This window comes from Ferruginibacter profundus (assembly GCF_054783275.1).
The window spans coordinates 280,864-298,811 of the sequence record NZ_BAAGQW010000001.1 but is presented as its reverse complement, the minus strand read 5'-3'; the positions used below and the strand labels follow the sequence as shown (position 1 = coordinate 298,811).

9 protein-coding genes are annotated in these 17,948 nt (G+C 41.6%); all 9 read right to left on the bottom strand.

Features of this window, described 5'->3' with window-relative positions; translation table 11 throughout:
* Positions 1 to 32 precede the first annotated feature (32 nt).
* The gene (locus tag ACYVM0_RS01130) at positions 33 to 1,151 is read right to left on the bottom strand and encodes a glycoside hydrolase family 43 protein (RefSeq protein ID WP_460551189.1); all 1,119 of its coding nucleotides are present in this window, start codon (positions 1,149 to 1,151) and stop codon (positions 33 to 35) included.
* A 93-nt stretch (positions 1,152 to 1,244) separates the two neighbouring features.
* A complete protein-coding gene (locus ACYVM0_RS01125) occupies positions 1,245 to 2,405 on the bottom strand; it encodes a glycoside hydrolase family protein (RefSeq protein WP_460551186.1) in 1,161 nt (386 codons plus the stop codon).
* Between the two features lie 133 nt (positions 2,406 to 2,538).
* On the bottom strand, positions 2,539 to 4,095 hold the full coding sequence (locus tag ACYVM0_RS01120; RefSeq protein WP_460551183.1) for a RagB/SusD family nutrient uptake outer membrane protein: 1,557 nt from the start codon (positions 4,093 to 4,095) through the stop codon (positions 2,539 to 2,541).
* A 5-nt stretch (positions 4,096 to 4,100) separates the two neighbouring features.
* Entirely contained in the window at positions 4,101 to 7,220 is a 3,120-nt protein-coding gene (locus ACYVM0_RS01115) for a SusC/RagA family TonB-linked outer membrane protein (RefSeq protein ID WP_460551180.1), read from the bottom strand.
* A 264-nt stretch (positions 7,221 to 7,484) separates the two neighbouring features.
* Positions 7,485 to 9,005 carry a sulfatase gene (locus ACYVM0_RS01110; RefSeq protein WP_460551177.1) on the bottom strand — a complete coding sequence of 507 codons (1,521 nt, stop codon included), beginning with the start codon at positions 9,003 to 9,005 and terminating at the stop codon, positions 7,485 to 7,487.
* A 176-nt stretch (positions 9,006 to 9,181) separates the two neighbouring features.
* Positions 9,182 to 10,318, bottom strand: a complete 1,137-nt coding sequence (locus ACYVM0_RS01105) for a formylglycine-generating enzyme family protein (RefSeq protein WP_460551175.1) — start codon at positions 10,316 to 10,318, stop codon at positions 9,182 to 9,184.
* A gap of 35 nt (positions 10,319 to 10,353) precedes the next feature.
* Positions 10,354 to 11,883 (bottom strand): sulfatase family protein, encoded by a 1,530-nt coding sequence (locus ACYVM0_RS01100; protein ID WP_460551172.1) that lies wholly within the window; start codon positions 11,881 to 11,883, stop codon positions 10,354 to 10,356.
* Positions 11,884 to 12,146: 263 nt separating this feature from the next.
* Positions 12,147 to 16,232: a hybrid sensor histidine kinase/response regulator transcription factor gene (locus ACYVM0_RS01095; protein ID WP_460551169.1), complete on the bottom strand. Its 4,086-nt coding sequence runs from the start codon at positions 16,230 to 16,232 to the stop codon at positions 12,147 to 12,149.
* A gap of 250 nt (positions 16,233 to 16,482) precedes the next feature.
* Positions 16,483 to 17,907, bottom strand: a complete 1,425-nt coding sequence (locus ACYVM0_RS01090; RefSeq protein WP_460551167.1) for a sulfatase-like hydrolase/transferase — start codon at positions 17,905 to 17,907, stop codon at positions 16,483 to 16,485.
* Positions 17,908 to 17,948: the final 41 nt, after the last annotated feature.

Below are 17,948 nucleotides of genomic sequence, written 5' to 3'. Positions count from 1 at the left end.
TTTGACAAAAAAATGAACCGGTAAATGTCGGGCTATAGTGAATCCAATGACCAATAATCTCTCCAGTACAAAACAGGAGCACCCGATTCAAATGTAACCGGCAGCCAGATATATTTTCCTTCTGCTGCATTGTCGGGTGTCCACCGGTCTCCCATAAAAACGTACTTATCTTTTTTTCCGGTTACTTTTAATATATAGGTACTTTGAGAGTGAAATGTAGTAGCCATATCATCTGCTGAACCCCTTACAGGATTGCCTAAAGATTTCCACGGGCCGTAAATATTACCGGCAACAAATGAACGCCCGGGATTAGGTTTCCATCCAGTGGTACCTGAAGTGAACAGGTAATATTTATTATGGTATTTAAATATAGCGGGCGCCTCATTACTTTGCCCCGGCAGTATGCGGTAGTATTCTCCGGAAAATCCTGTATAATCATCATTAAGTTTGGATACATGCAAAGTCTGGTTATCCTCCGCTGATGTAATCTGGTATGCATTACCGTTATCATCTGCAAATAATGTCATATCTCTGGACATCTGCCCTTTTTCAAAATCTCTTCTTACAAACATTCCTGCAATCACTTTTTCCTTCCAGGTGGTATCCGATCTTTTTGGAATGGCATAATCCAACGCATGCTTCTGATCTTCGGGAAAGTTGGCAGGCCACACGCCCTGGTTGGGCCTGATACTTTTTATATAACGATATGGCCCTGCCGGCTGATCTGCAATGGCCAATCCTGCCAGTGCAGCACTATACCCTTTATTTTTTAACTCATGATGAAACCACATCACAAACTTTTGGGTTTTAGCATTATAGATCACTTTGGGACGTTCCAACACACAGCCCGGTTGCAGCATACTATTGGTATCTGCAATCATTTTCAATGCCAGCCCTTCGTTCTTCCAGTGTTGCAGATCTTTAGAAGAATAACAGCTAACGCCATCCAATGCAATGTTGCCATCTTTTCCACTTCCCTTCACTTCGCCAAACCAATAATACGTGTTGCGATAGCTGAGTATACCTCCTCCATGCGCATTAATCATCCTGCCTTCCGTATCGTACCAAAGCTGCCCGAGCGGCAACGGGTCGTATGATGCCGGCAAAGCAAACAGGTTGGATAGAACAAAAAGCAATAAAAATTTTACCATATTAAGCTGAGGAATAAACTAAGACCCAAAATAATTCCTTGAGTCTTAGTTTAACAACGGATGAGTAATTTACGATATCCTATTTAATATATCTTACTGAATATTTGCAGGAAAAGCAACAGGTGAAACCAGGTTATTCCAGTATTTACCGGCATCAGTAAGTGCACCAGTTGCATCTACAGCAGGCACTGCGGCAGGAAAGAAATAGCTGTACCGCTCGATATAATCGGTTGCATTCATCCAGTCTGAAGCAAGCTTCATAAAATATTTATGAACCACCGCCGATGTTCTTGTGGCATTAGCATTAAATTCGGTTACCCATAGCTGTTGTGCCGGGTATGCAGTATGGATTTTATCCATATAATTTTTAAACCTGCCGAATACGGCTTCTGCTGTGAGCGAATCGGTAGCCTGGTTATTGGTTTGATTACCCCAGTCGTACCAGTGCAGCGGAATAAAATCCACCCTTAATTGCAGTGCCTGTGCGGCAGCCATAAAATTAGTTCCCCATTTACCTGCGCCAGACATTTGATCTTGCGTAGTTACCGGTGACCCAAGCCTTAATCCCGATTGCATCATGGTCTTATACCTGGCAATAGCCGTATCGATGATTGGTATATTGGCCTGCGAAGCATTATCCGGTTCGTTGAATGATAAGAGATGGTCCACATCGGGCCTTCCTGCCAGGTAGCCCACATTATCAATTGTTGCTGTACCTTTTCCCCATGTCATGGGAACAAACTGTTCTGTACCAAAGGAGGGCCTGTTTATACTCCAGCCATAATACCATGAAGCGCTGAATAGTTTTACGGCATTACTATCAACAGAAGCAATTCCTTTTTTTAATGGATTGTTTACCGGTATGTACCTGATAAATGAAACCTTGCGGCGAACAGCAGTGGAAAGATTTGCTGTGATGGCGCTTTGTGCAGCCACGTAGCAGGATGATGCCCCTGTACCATCGCTGTTTTCAGCAAAGGTGGCCATATAGCCCCTGGGTAAATAAAATGAAACGATAGCATCTTCCACACCGGCAGGAAGCGGTGCGAATTTAGCCAGCCCATTATTTGTGGATGAATAAATAGTATCCGGATTCAAGTCTATCCTTACGCCACCCATGTCCACACTTTTGGCCACTGTAAGTTTTGGCCCGGGCTGAAATGGGGTTGTATTCGCCGTACTAGAAACGGTATCACTTTTTTTGCACGAGAAAGCAGTGCAAATAAGTACGCCCAAAAACAGTTTTGTAAACATAATATCTCTTTTTTATTTTTAATAATTAATGAACCGAAAACGCATGCACCAAATATTTGCCAGCCGGGTGTATACCTGTTACATTGCTGCAGCGAAGCGATTTTCATTTATCATTGCTACAGACTACAGACCTTTACTGCCAGTTAGGATTTTGAACCAGGCTTGAGTTGGCATCCAGCTCACTTTGCGGAATAGGAAATGTTTCCGATTTTCCACCCCGGTAAACGATACCCGTGTATCCGGGAACGTTATCTGCCAATGCTGCCATAAAAGCCTGCTGAACAGTCCCCCATCTCTTTAAATCAAAAAAACGCAAACCTTCAAATGCCAGCTCAATTCTTCTTTCATGCCTTACAATATCTCTTAAAACAGCCTGGCTTAACCCTGTTCCTTCAACACTTTCTACCGTAGGCATGCCTGCCCTTGCCCTTACCTGGTTTACCAATGCAGACACCGTACCCAGCTGATTTAATTCCACCATAGCTTCGGCACGCATTAGTAATACATCAGCATAGCGAAGTACATAAAAGTCCTGCCCGCCGGGATTGAAAACTGCCACACCTGAAGCAGAAGTATTTAATGTTCTGAGATATTTTTTAAGCCCGTATGTGGTGGATGTATTTCCTGTAAAAACCTTTGCGATATCTGTGAGGAAAATATCATTTTTGAAATACACAGAAGCAGCCAGGCGGGGATCCCGGTTATTTTTAGGCGTTGATGCATTGTATAACGGAGATGTGGTAATTGGTTTACCGTCAGTACAATAATAATCTTTTATCAAATTAGGCATTGGTTGCTGATCCACTTTTGGTAAAGCAGTAAAGGTGGCAGAAAACATTTCTCCGTTATTGGTAACTCCACCATCCTGATAAAACCGCACGGAGAAAATAATTTCTTTTGATGTTTCACCGGCTTCGGTAAACAGCTGCGAATAATTTGGATTGAGTGTGTAACCCAATGTAAGGATCGTTGCTGTGGCGTCTAATACGCCCTGGTAGTCTTTATTGTACAACTGAAACCTGGCCAGTAAACCTAATGCAGCTCCTTTGGTGGCATATCCATATTGAGCAACCGGATAACTAACAGGGAGTTTACTGATAGCATCTTTTAAATCTTTAATGATCTGGGCCGAAACTTCCTGGTAAGAATTTTTAGGTACATAGGCCTCATCTAAAGTTTGCGCTTTTAATATCAGGGGCACATCCTGGTAATAAATAGCCAGGTTCATATAAAAAAGTGCCCTGAGGAAAAGGGCCTGGCCCAGCAATGTATTTTTACTGGCATCAGAAATAGCCGTGGCAGGCATATTCGCAATATTTTCTATTGCCACATTTGCCCTTCCGATACCTTTATAAGATGATACCCATATAGGAGTAAAAAGGTTTTTTCCATTGTCTGTGGGATCAATATTTGCGATCATGTAATTACCCGGCCCTTCAAACTTGTAGGAGTTGTAGCAATTGTCGCCAAAATTATCAAACATGGCCAATCCTGTTGCGCCATTTAAAGTGCCACTGTACAAACTTCTGTCCTGCAAAGCATCGTACACACCATTGATACCTAAGATGGCATCCTGTTCTGTTTTCCAGAAGCTGGCTGATGCAATTTGAGTAAGGGAATGTTTGTCTAAAAAATTTTTAGAACAACCGGTAAATGCCAATACGAAACTTATAATTAATATCTTTCTCATTGTAATTAAAATTTAAGGTTTAAACCAAAAGTGAATACTTTATACAGCGGGGTCAACTGATCTGTGTTGCCGCCTCTTGCTCTTTCGGGATCAAAATTTTTCAACTTTGTAAAGGTTAAAATATTCTGGCCTGCAACATAGACCCTTAATTTTGACACGCCGATTCTTTTAGTAACGGTAGCGGGTATAGTATAACCGGCTTCCAGGGTTTTAAGGCGTAAATAAGAAGCGTCTTCAATATAGAATGTGGAAGGAACCGAATTATTAGGCCCGCCAAGGCGTGGCAATGTAGTTGACGGATTGGTGGGTGTCCACCTGTTGATCCAATAAGAAAGCGCATTGTTCCTGTCGCCTTCCATTGGTAGTTGTCCGTTATCGTTCAGCAGACGATCCAAACCACTAAGGCCTTCAAAAAGAATGTTGATATCAAAACCCTTATAGCTTGCACTTCCGTTAAAATTATAGATCATTTTAGGAAACGGGTTACCAATCACTGTTCTGTCGTATCCATCAATCACACCATCGGGTACCCCCTTGGGGCCAGACAAGTCTGCATATTGAAAATCTCCCGGGGCGGTTTTAGGACTGGGATTAGAAAATTGTACGGGAGCTTTGGTTACATCAGCAACGGTTTGAAAAACGCCGATCACCTTGTAGCCATAGTAAGCATTAAACGGCACCCCGATCCTTACGATACTTTCTGAGCCGATCGTTTCCAGTCCCCTGTCGCCTAATCCGGTTACCTTGTTATAGGCAAACTTGCTTACACTTGCGCCAAAGCTATAGTTAACTGTTTTAATTTTGCCCCTGTAGTTAAGCGCCAGTTCCAACCCACTGTTAACCATAGACGCAGCATTTTGTGCAGCCAGGTTAGTAACACCAATGGTGCTGGGTACGGGATAGTTACCATACAACAGGTCGGTACTGCTGCGTTTAAAATAATCGGCTGTTAAGGATAACTGGTTGTGTAAAAATCCTGCATCCAGACCTATGTCATACTGTGCAACTTTTTCCCACCTGATAGTGGGGTTTGAAAGTGCAGTAACAGCAACAGCACCCACAACCGTATTGGCGGTGCCCAGGAAGTAATCCAGCCCCGCATTATAGGTCTGATCAAAAATATAATTTCCAATATTATCATTACCGGTAATACCCCAGCTGCCCCTTAGTTTCAAATCTGAAATCCACTTTACGTTGCTAAGGAATTTTTCCTGGCTGATTCTCCAGCCTGCAGATGCCGATGGAAAAGTGCCGTAGCGATTTGAAGCACCAAATTTAGATGAACCATCTCTTCTTATATTGAACTCGAAAAGATACTTACCGTTGTAAATATAATTTACCCTTGAAAAATAAGACTGTACTGCTTCTTCGTTTGCAGAGCCCGAAACATTGGGGTTTAACACACCGCCTGCATTAAACTCCTGCAATGAATTTGAAGGAAATCCCGATAACGAACCGGCAAAGCCGTCATTCCTGTTATAATTAACCGACTGGCCTACCAGAACAGACAGGTCGTGCATTGGACCGAATTTTCTGCTGTACCTCAATATATTCTCGTTTAATAACCTGTAGTTAAAACTGCTGTTGTTGGTTAATGTATTTACTGCAGTTGTTCCTACCAGGATTCCATCATAATCGTAGGTATTGTTGGTGGGATTAAAATTTGAAACATTACCAATACTCAGGTTCAGGCTTCCGCTCGTTTCGAATGACAGGTTTTTATTAAAATCAATTTTTATTCCAAACCTGTCTGCAATTGTAATATCGTCGCTTACATAATCTCCCAGCAGTCCTCTCATTAATGCATGCGTAACAGGGAAGCTAAAGTTTACGTTCTGGTAAGAGCCATCAACAATACCATATTTTCCATTTGAATAATATACCGGCACTGTTGGTGTTGACCGCTGAAACTGGTTAATGATACCTGTTTCACCTGTAATGGCATCCGGGCCTCCGGCCGGGCCTTTAAACCTGGACCACGAAGCATTGGTAACATTGGAGATGGTTAACCAGTCCTTTAACTTTGAGTTGATATTCATTCCTAAATTAAACCGGTCTGATTTAAATTTTCCTCTCACCACAGCTTCCTGGTTCAGATACCCCAAAGAAATCCGGAAAGTGGTTCTGTCGTTGCCGCCGGAAAAAGCCAGGTAATGGTTCTCTACCGGTGCTGTTCTCAAAATTGCTTTTGCCCAGTTTGTATTGGCATACCTGTCGGGATCCGATCCGTCCGTTAAAGCCTGGATGTTTGAAGCGGAATACCTTAGGGGTGCGGTAGCACCGTTGGCGTTAATATCTTTTTCATTTTTTAATATGGCATAATTAACGGCGTCCAGGTATTGAGGTACAACAGTTACCTGCTGATAGCCTTTGTAAAAATTATAGACTACGCTCATGGCGCCACTCTTTCCTTTTTTAGTGGTTACCACAATTACGCCATTAGCGCCCCTGGCACCATAAATAGCACTGGCAGACGCATCTTTTAAAACAGAAACCGATTCAATATCAGAAGGTGCTAAATTATTAAATGCATCCAAACCGATATACTGGATATTATCAATAACAACTAAGGGAGAAGTGGATCCAAAAGTACCTACACCTCTAATGGTAACGCTGGAGTTGTCGGCTCCCGGCAAACCACTGCCCTGGGTAAGCTGAACACCGGAAAACTTGCCATACATAAGCTGCCCGGCATTTGTAACAGGTTGGTTTACCGCATCATCAAACCTGATGGTTTGGGTGGCGCCAGTAAGATTAATTTTTTTCTGTACACCATAGCCTACAACAACTACATCCTGTAATGCTGCTGTTACCGGTTCCAGTTTTATTACAACAGCAGACGAACCATTCCAGGTTAATTTGTAGGTTACAAACCCTACGCTGCTAAAAAGCAATACCGGTTTTTTTGCAGCAACCCGCAGGGTAAAAGAACCGTTTTGATCAGTAGTAGTTCCTTTGGAAGAACCTTGTTCTGCTACTGATACTCCCGGCAACGCAGTATTATCGGCAGCATTAATAACGGTACCATTTACGGTAACATTTTGTGAAAATAGGTGTGGGCTTATTAAAAGCAACAGGCAGCACAGGCCTGAACACACAAAAAGTTTTCGATTTAAAGCAAGCATTGTTTTGGTTTTATGTATTTAAAAATGCAATAGCAAGTAAGCAATTATATTTTATAAAGCAGGTAGGTAAGCGCTTCAAAAATGCGGTGTATTCAGTTCACAAGAAACCGGCTTGATTTTCATTTCGCACCGATTAGCCTGGCAGGATTGTTGAACTTTTCTCAACACATTTTTTTAGTTATTAAACATGAACTCGTTTAAAAACTTTGTTGACTATTAAATGAATGACTACCTAACCGTTCTATGATTGATATTTTTCTATCGTTATTCGTCCTGTTTTTTTTCTGTTGATTTTGCTGAAGGATTATAGCCGGGATTGGGTAAAGGCCTTAATGCATTAGTTTTTTGCAGCCATGTAAATAGTTTGCGTTTTAAGCGGTTCACTATTTCTTTATTTTCCGCAGCTATGTTGTTCTTTTCTCCGATATCAAGTGTTATATTATAAAGCTCCAGGCTATCGTTTTCATAATTATAAATCAGCTTGTAATTGCCCTCCCGAATTGCCGAACCTGGTTTTCCGCCCTGGTTACTGTAATGCGGATAATGCCAGAAAAGTTGCCGCGTTGTATATTTTGCAGGGTTTGACAACATTTGAAAAATATTTTCGCCATCAATGCTGCTGTCTTTTTTATAAGCCCCATTTATTGCTTTTGCAATAGTGGGAAAAAAATCTGCCGTGCATACAGGCACTGCCGAAGTTGCTCCTGCCATTATTTTTCCTTTCCAGTACATGATCAACGGCACCCTTATACCACCTTCGTACAGCCAGCCCTTACCGCCACGCAACGGGCCATTCATCGTGGGGCTACCTTCTGCAGTACTCAACCCCCCGTTATCGGATGTAAAAATAACCAGTGTATTATCGTCTATGCCTGACTGTTTTAATGCTTCCAGTATCCTGCCGATATTCCAATCCATATTTTCAATCATGGCTGCATACACCGGGTTATCCTGCACCAGTCTTCTTTTCCAGCCATTTTCATATTTCATCCAACTCTCGTCTTTGGCAAACCTGTCATTCATTTTAACATCAACCTGCTGTTGCTTTGCCTTGTATTTTTTTATCAGATCCTGCGGGGCCTGCAATGGATTATGCACGGCATACAATGCATAAAATAACAAGAAGGGATGTTGTTTGTTGTTTTCAATAAATGCAAGCGATTCATTCGTTAACCTGTCGGTAATGTATTCTCCCTTTGGCCCGTCGCTTAATTTTGGATTGGCATAGGGAGTAAAATATCCGCCCGTGCTATCGTTTATTTTTCCTGATGGAGAGCCTTTGCTCCATCCGCCTTTATTAATTTGAAAGCCCTGGTGATCGGGCCAGTATTTTTCTTCTTCACCCAAATGCCATTTGCCTGCAAAAAAAGTTTTATACCCCTGTGCTGTTGCCAACTCAGCAATGGTGTTTTCTGCAAGTGCCAGTTGGTAGGCTGTTGGCTGCGCAATTAATTTTTCAAAGGGCAAGGCTTTACCATTTTCCTGCCTGCCACGGATCCAGTCGGTAACACCGGTCTTTACAGGATATTTGCCCGTCATCATACTTGCCCTTGACGGACTGCAAACCGGGCAGGTGGCATATCCCTGTGTAAAACGAATTCCTTTTTTTGCCAGCGCATCAAGATTGGGCGTTTCATAAAAAGTACTGCCATATGATGACAGATCGTACCAGCCAAGATCATCAGCCAATATGACCACCACATTGGGTGGCCGCTGAATATTTTGCGCATGCAGGTATTCACCCATCAGCAATAATCCAACAACGATGATACAATACCTGAACATTGCAGTACTTTTTATTTGTGAAGATGATTACTATTTTCCGGCGGGTATCATTTCGATTATTCGTCCTGCTCATTTCATTTGCAAAAATGGGCGGGATGATTGGTTTTTCTAATACTTTTATAACAATACAAACTACCGGATGTTTGGCGCTGAAGCCGGCACCAGGTATTTGTTAATTACAGCTTTTTTGATGTAGCATCCCTCACACATCTGAAACCGGTATGCTCAAGGCCTGTATCGGGACTGCTCTTCATCCTCCTGGCCACACGATAGCCACTACAGTAACTATCATTGCAAAGAAAACTCCCGCCACGCAACACTCTTTTATGTGAATAGGGTTCCTGCGGATCGTAACTGGTTTGAGGGCCTCCCGGGTTCACACTTGTTTTACCAGCCAATGTTTTGTAGTAATTATAATCATACCAATCACTGCACCATTCCCAAACATTGCCGGCCATATCAAACAAACCATAATGGTTGCCCGGATAACTTTTAACCGGTGCCAGTGTAGTGTAGCCATCTTTTTTTTCATTCTGATAAGGGAATGAGCCTTCCCAGCTGTTGGCTTTTGGAGCGCCGGAATTGATGTGTTCATTTCCCCATGGATAAATATTATTGATCAGTCCGCCCCTGGCAGCAAACTCCCATTCTGCTTCTGTTGGCAAACGTTTACCTGCCCATTTACTATACGCCACCGCATCATACCAGCTTACCTGTACCACCGGATAATTATCTTTCCCCTCTATAGTACTGCCAGGCCCCTCAGGATGTTTCCAGTTTGCATTGGCCACCCAACTCCACCACTGCAAATAATCATTGAGGTCCACCGGTCCGTTAGCAGGCTTAAAAACAAGTGAAGCCGCAATTAATAAACTATCAGCAGGTTTGGGTGTGCCTGGCGGCAGGCTTTTTTTTAATTCTTCCCAATCAGGTTTTCGCTCCGCTGTGGTTACATAGCCGGTAGCATCAATAAATTTTTTAAACTGTGCATTGGTCACTTCAGTTATATCCATATAAAATGAATGCACCGTTACGGTATGTTTCGGGTATTCATCAGCGGTAGCCTGCTCGTTATCGCCGCCCATTTCAAAATTTCCGCCTGGTATTAATGCCATACCTGTTAAAGTGGTTTCGTTTTCCGGTGCAGTTTTAATTGAATCTGTAATATTGCCAAACCTTTCCGGCACCTGCATACAGGAATGAATGGAGTCTTTATCAACAGGTTTCTTCGCCTGTGAAAAATTGCAGCTGTTGCACAGCATCAGCAATGTGCTTAACAACATGGTATTTATTATTTTATTACTCCCTTCCATATTAATTCAACCGATTTATTAAAAGGCCCGCTGTATTACTGGTGTTTTATCTTTTCCAGCATTGCTTTCATTTCTTGTACTTTATCCGGATATTTATAAGCAAGATTTTTAGTTTCGGAGGGGTCATCAGCTAGATCATACAACTGTGGCTCTTCTGAATTTCCCAGCTCTGTATTGGTATCCTTATTTATTTTAGGCCCCCTGGAAGCTTCAATATATTTCCAGTTGCCAATAATCAGCGAAAGTGTATTATTCAAAGACTGCTCTACTACATAGTCGCGGGACCTGCTGCTCTCATTCAGCAATACGTCTAAATTATTGCGGCTATCGGGTGCCTGTCCCTTGTCAATTGTAACACCTGCAAATTTTGCCAATGATGCATACAAATCGACCTGGCTGAATAATGCCGTGTTGATTTTACCCGGCATGATCTTTCCTTTCCAGTACACAATAAATGGCACTTTTGTTCCTGCTTCAAAAGCGCTATATTTACCCCCACGATAAATACCTCCCGGTTTGTGATTGCCTAATTTTTCAACCGCATCATCTTTATAGCCATCATCAATTACCTGCCCGTTATCGCTGGTTAAAATAATGAGTGTGTTTTCGAGCAAGCCTTTGTCTTTTAAAAAAGCAGTTAGTTGCCCTACCGTCCAGTCTAATTGTAATATCACATCGCCTCTTGGGCCCAATCCGCTCTTTCCTGCAAAGCGTGCATTGGGCATGCGGGGTACATGTATATCGTGTGTGGCGAAATATAAAAAGAACGGTTTGTCTTTTTGACTGCCGATATAATTTTCTGCCTTCTGTAAAAGCGTAGCTGCAAAATCTTCATCGGTCCATAATGCTGATTTACCACCCGACATATAACCAATGCGGCTTACGCCATTCACAATGGTCATATCATGCCCGTGCGAAGGCAACATTTTTAATAATTCAGGATTCTTTTTTCCTGTTGGTGCAGAGGAATCAATAGGACCGCGGTAACTTACTTTTATCGGGTCTTTTTTATCCAGGTTTACCACATCATGGTTTTCTACAAATACACAGGGTACCCTGTCGCCGGTAGCGGGAATTAAAAAAGCATAATTGAAACCTATTTCATTGGGACCGGGTGTTATCTTTCCATTCCAGTTGGCACCAGTTGAATCACCCAGCCCGAGATGCCATTTACCAATTGCAGCGGTGTTGTAGCCTGCTTTTTGCAGCATGCCCGGTAAAGTGGTAGTGGAAACAGGTATCAGCAGAGAAGCATCACCGGGGGCAATGCCTGTTCCCTCCTGGCGCCAGGCATATTTACCGGTGAGCAGCGAAAAACGGGAAGGCGTACACGTAGCTGATGTGGCATGCACATTGGTATAACGAACGCCATTTTTTGCAAGCTGGTCAATATTTGGCGTTGCAACTGCCGAAGTGCCATAGCAACCAAGATCTCCATATCCCAAATCGTCCGTATAAATTAAAATGATATTGGGCTTTTGTTTTTTTACAGCCTGGCCGCGGCTTGTAATAAAACTACACAGTGCAAAGATCAAAAGCAATAAACAGCAAGTATTTTTTTTCATATTGTTGCAATAAATCCGGCCGGTAGTAATCAAACGTGCTGCATGAATTTAAACAAGTTTTATTCACCAGTCTTCTTCACCATTTTACCGGTGGTATTCATTATTCATGCAAAGATTTATACCAGGCCATCGATGAACTATATTTTTACAGTACATAGTTAGATGAAATATCCAGTTCCGTTTCAAAATTCCGTTTCAAAAAAAGGGGGCAAAAGAATCAATCGGTACAGTATTAGTTTTTTCCATCATCAGTAAAAACAGTTTTACTTTTTATATTCCGATGGTGTTACTCCAAACTGATCATGAAAACGTTTCCTGAAATATTTAATGTCGTTGAACCCTGCTTCATACGCAGCTTCCGTAACTGCAAACTTACCGCTCTCCAGTAATTTGGCAGCATAGTTTAGCCGTGCAGTTCTGATGAACTCATTTCCTGACATTCCCGTTACCGCTTTAAGTTTTCTGTAAAATGTTGACCGGCTCATGAACATCAGATTGGCAAGTTCATCATTATTGAAATCACTGTTGGCGATATTATCTTCCACCAGCTTCATCAGTTTAAACAAAAATTCTTCTTCAAAAGATTTTATTTCGAGGTTACCCGAGCCCAGGAAAACTTTCTTGGCGTATAACTCTTTGAGCGTATTGCGCAAATTGATCAGGTTATGTATATGCACCAATAACAGTTGTGAGTTGAATGGTTTAGGTAAATATACATCTGCACCTTCCCTTATGCCCTGCACATGATGGGTCATATCCGACAATGCAGTGAGCAGAATGATAGGTATGTGAGAGGTGCTTTTATCAGACTTCAGCCTGCGGCACAATTCAATACCATCAATTTCCGGCATCATGATATCACTGATAATAAGATCGGGAATGGCTTCCAATGCTTTCTCTATTCCTTCTTTACCATCAGATGCGGTGATCACTTTAAAAGAAGGAGACAGAATTTCAAAGATGTACTGCTGTATATCGGTGTCATCTTCAACCACAAGAATAATGGGTTGTTCCTGTTCCAGCGTTACCTGGTCATTTTCTTCCTGCATATCTGTAGAATTTAAAATGGTTTCTCTTTTTTGAACTATAGTAAACAACGGCTCCTGTGAGATGTTCATTGCCGTTTCTGTAACTGATATTGGCGGCAATGTAACGGTAAACAGGCTGCCATTTATACCGTTGCTTTCTGCTGTAATGGTCCCGCCATGCAATGCGGTTAGTTCTTTAACAAATGAAAGCCCGATGCCCGTGCCGGAAATTGTAGTTACATCCTGTTCTTTTCCACGGTAATACCTGTCGAATATATGTTCTATTTCCTGTGCAGGAATTCCCCTGCCTGTATCCTGCACTGCAATTTCACAACTATGCTCTTCATTTTTTCTCACTGAAACCGAAATGCTTTTTCCATTTGGTGTAAACTTAAATGCATTGGAAAGAATATTAAAAACAATAATCTCCAGCTTATTGTGGTCAAACGAAAAAGAAACATATTTTTCTTCTGCACTAAAAGTGTAATCGATATTTCTGCGGCTTGCCTCATCAATAAACAACGCATAAATATCATAACAGAACGAAACAATTTCTCCGGGTTGCGGCGAGAGTTTTAAACTGCCCGATTCTGCTTTTTGAAAATCCAATAACTGGTTTACCATCCTTAACATTCTCTTGGACTGCTTTTGTACCAGCCTGAGACTTTTTTCTACCGGAATGTCCAGCGCTCTTCTTTGCAACAGGTCATCTACCGGGCCTAAAATAAGTGTTAGCGGGGTGCGGAATTCGTGGGATATATTAGTGAACAACCGTTCTTTAAACTCAGCCAATTTATTTTCCTGCTGGCGGGCAAGTTCAATAAGTGTTAATTGATTTTTTAATGCCACCTGCCTTAAACCAAAATAGCGTGTTAACCAAAGCAGGAATACAAAAACAGCGATGTAGATACAATAGGCCCACCACGTTTTCCAGGGCGGTGGAAGTATTTTTATTTTCAATTCATGCGGTACGGGGTTCCATATCTTGTCGCTATTGGTTGCTTTTACTTTTAAAGTATAAGTGCCGGCCGGCAAATTGGTAAAAGAAGCTAACCGGTTCTTTCCGGCATACACCCATTCTTTATTGAATCCTTCCAGCTTATACATATACTCATTCTTATCCGGCGCATGATAATCGAGCGCTGCAAATTCAATGGAAAAAATATTTTGTTTATAGGAGAGTACAATATCATCAGTTTGGAAAAATGGTTTTGAAAGTACCGCATCATCAGTTTTGTCTGCTCCAAATTCGTAGGGAAGATTATTGACCTTGAGGTTGGTAAAATAAACAGGCGGATGAAACTGGTTGATGGTAATACTATCAGGAAAAAAATAAGTTACCCCTTCTATGCCGCCAAAAAAGAAGCGACCGTTAACGTCTTTGTAGGATGCGTTTTCTGAAAATACCGTGGATTGAATACCATCCCTTTTATCAAACACTGCAAAAAAATCACTTTCCTGGTTAAAGCGGATGATGCCCTTGTTTGTACTGGCCCAGATATTGCCGGCCTTGTCGGGAATAATAGCGTTGATGTAATCACTGGGGAGGCCATCCTTTGTTGTGTAACTGATCACATCCAATTTATCACCGTGAATGCCGGTGATCTTATTTAATCCCACCTGTGTGCCGGCCCATATATTTCCATTGCTATCTTCTGCAAGGCACAGGATGGTATTATTGGTAATACTTTTTTTATACTCGTTTGTTTGTGTAAAAAGCTGAAAGCCGTCGGTGGATGGCTGGTACAGGTGCAAGCCTTTGTATGTGCCCACCCAAAGCCTTTGTTTGGAATCCACCAGCAAACAACTTACTCTTTCATTTTGCAAGCCACCGGCCACACCAAAAGCGGGTAAATAATTTTTAAATACGGGTTTATTATTTTTATCAAAACCTGTGATACTGCTCAGTCCGTTCTCCTGTGTACCTACCCATATCTTACCTGCAGCATCCCTTGCCAGTGCAGTTATCTTTACTCCGCTTATGGAACCTGAATCTTTTGCATCGGGTAAAAAGATCTCGTAACCGCCGGCACCAGATGCTTTATTTGGAATACGGATCAATCCTCTGTCGGTACCCGACCACAGGTAATCGCCAATGGTAAGAAATGAACGGCTTACAGGGGGAAACGGGGGTAAATGTTTTTTACTTTTTTCATCAATGGAAAGCAACGTAAAATTTTTCCAATCGGCTGCATATTGAATACCCCCGCTCTTGGTGCCTACCCAAAGTTTATTGAACTGATCTACAAATGCAGAAATTACGTGTGTGCCTCCCAGTATGGTATTGGTATTATTTTTATACCCGATATTCACAAACTTCTTCTGGTTAAGGTCGAATTTAAAAACTCCTGTACCATCCGTTCCAACCCACAATAAACCGGATGGATCTTCGCTAATGGTTAGTATGATCTGGTTATCGTTGGTATAAAGCCCCGGAATATCCAATGCTATTTTTTCAAATGTTTCTGACGTTTTATCAAACCTGTTTAACCCCCCGCCCCATGTACCCACCCATAATGTACCTTTCGAATCCAGTAAAATACGATAACTGTTGCCGGAGCTCAGCGATGTTTTATCTTCTTTTTTATGCGTAAAATTTTTAAATGCTTTTGTAGCCGGGTCAAATTTAATAACACCCCTTAACCATGTACCCAACCACAGGCAGTGCTGTTCTTTGTCTGAAACAATAGCTGTAATATTGATATTGGGTATGCCAAAATCGTATGTAATATCATTGACCAGTTGCCGGTTCAGATGCCTTAAGCCGCTGTTGGTGGCCAGCCAGTAACCATTGTTACCGTCGGGTTGAATATCAAATGTTTTCCAGGTACTGCTGAGAATTGTAAACTGCCCGGTCTTCTTATCCAGGTATTGAAATCCCTTCCATGTGCCAATGAATAATTTATCCCCATCGGTATCCAGTAAAGAAAGGATATAATCCGAATTAAATCCTTTTTTATCCTGGTGGTTGTTAGTGTAATTAAATATTTTGCCGGTTTCAAGATCATAACTGCTAAGCCCACCCGATTTTGTTCCTATCCAGATATTATGCAGGCTTCCGTTTTGCAATGCTTCAACAGACTGGCTCAGCAGGTTATTTTCTTTTCCTGCATCATTCTTCAGCAGTTTCATCTCATACCCGTCAAAACGCTGCAAACCACCACGGGTACCAAACCAAAGAAACCCTTTTTTATCCTGTATGATGGAAGTGACTTCATTATTTACCAATTGATCAGAGATACTGATAAAAGATGTGGTTGACTGGGCTGAACTTTCGATAACAGCGGCAGTAAAAAACAGCAGGAGAAAATATTTTTTCAACAAGGACAACATACCGTTTTATGAGTAAATCCTTTAGTAAGCAATCAGTTATACAGGTTGTAAGTTACCTGAAATATTTAATTATACCAGTATAGAAATTAAAGGAAAATCAACAGCGATACAAATAAAACTATTAATAAAATATAAATCATTGTAAGCTTTATATTTAAATGCTGATGACTGCTGTTAAATTTAGCTTTCTTTTGTTTGGTGAGCATTTAAGTTGTTCAGTTTACAGGATCAATAATAACTATTTCGTTAAACGAAATTTTTTCAGTTCTTCAGGATTATGCACCCGCACTTTACGGTTGTTCATAAGATCATCATGAATCATGAGTGTAATGGTATCCCAAATGGCACCTTCCGTCCAGAGTGGTTTCATTTTATCTTTTTCCCAATTATCAAGCTTTTGATTTAACAATGATAATATCTCAGGGTGTGCAGCCCGCAGATCTGTAGTTTCTCCCAGATCATTACCCACATCATACAGCCGTTCTCCCAAACCTCTTACACGAATTAATTTGTATTGATTGTAACGAATGGCTGCAGCCGCATCTTTTCTCCATTCTAATTCCTGGTGGGGATTGCCCTTTTTTTCTTCTTTTACATAAGGCAGCAGGCTAACCCCATCCAAACTATTGTTTAAATGAGTGGCCATTCCTGCGGCCTCCATTGCTGTTGGAAAAATATCGAGCGAAGAACTAAGCCCCGTAAAGACGCTGCTATGAGAAATTTGCTGAGGCCAGTTGATGAAAAAAGGAACCCGGTGCCCTGCTTCAAATTTGTTTCCTTTAAAACCTTTCAGCGGCAAATTACTGGATTGGTTATTATGAGCACCACCATTATCACTTAAAAAAAAGATCAGTGTATTGTGAAACAACCCTTCTCTTTTCAGTTCATTAATAATTTTACCTACAGACCTGTCCAGGGCAAAAGTCATTGCTGCTAAAAGCTGGCGTGGGTGCCCGGTAAATTTTTGCAGATCTTCCTTTTTGGCTTCAAGCGGTGTATGCACTGCATTGGGAGCCCAATACATAAAAAAAGGATGGTGCTTATTTTGCTGAATATAGTCCACCGCTTTATCGCCCAGTACATCAGTAAGGTAGCCATCAAATTTTACCGGGTTATTATTGTCAAGTAATGCCCGGGGATCATTTTTTGCATCATCTTTATTGGGTTGATAAAAATAACTTCTGCTACCCGAAAGGAATCCGAAAAAATAATCAAATCCTTTTTGCAACGGTTGCTGGCTGTGCTCAAAACCAAGATGCCATTTACCAAAGGCAGCAGTTGTATACCCTTGCTGTTTCAATACTTTTGGAAGAATTGTCTGCATGGTGTCCATACCGGTATAACCCTCACCATCATTACATTCATAACCAAAACGCTGCTGGTACCTGCCTGTCAGCAATCCCGCTCTTGAAGGACTGCATACTGAAGCAGAGACGTGTGCATCTGTAAAACGCATGGCAGTTGTGGCTAACTGATCGATATTGGGGGTGAGCAAATCTTTGCATCCCATAAATCCAAAATCGGCGTAACCGGCATCATCCACCAGGATGATAATGATATTAGGCTTGCCTGGTTTTTGGCCGGTCGTCTTTTTGTTTTTTATAGTAAAAGCAGGAATTGTTACTATTAAAAATAAACAAACCATCCAGGTAATTTTTTTCAACAGGTGTTTTTTATTCACTGATTGTAAGTTGAGTTGGTGTT

Bases quoted from the DNA above. Each gene is read 5' to 3' on its own strand.
- ACYVM0_RS01130 (WP_460551189.1), bottom strand. From the start codon at position 1,151: ATGGTAAAATTTTTATTGCTTTTTGTTCTATCCAACCTGTTTGCTTTG.
- ACYVM0_RS01125 (WP_460551186.1), bottom strand. From the start codon at position 2,405: ATGTTTACAAAACTGTTTTTGGGCGTACTTATTTGCACTGCTTTCTCG.
- ACYVM0_RS01120 (WP_460551183.1), bottom strand. From the start codon at position 4,095: ATGAGAAAGATATTAATTATAAGTTTCGTATTGGCATTTACCGGTTGT.
- ACYVM0_RS01115 (WP_460551180.1), bottom strand. From the start codon at position 7,220: ATGCTTGCTTTAAATCGAAAACTTTTTGTGTGTTCAGGCCTGTGCTGC.
- ACYVM0_RS01110 (WP_460551177.1), bottom strand. From the start codon at position 9,005: ATGTTCAGGTATTGTATCATCGTTGTTGGATTATTGCTGATGGGTGAA.
- ACYVM0_RS01105 (WP_460551175.1), bottom strand. From the start codon at position 10,318: ATGGAAGGGAGTAATAAAATAATAAATACCATGTTGTTAAGCACATTG.
- ACYVM0_RS01100 (WP_460551172.1), bottom strand. From the start codon at position 11,883: ATGAAAAAAAATACTTGCTGTTTATTGCTTTTGATCTTTGCACTGTGT.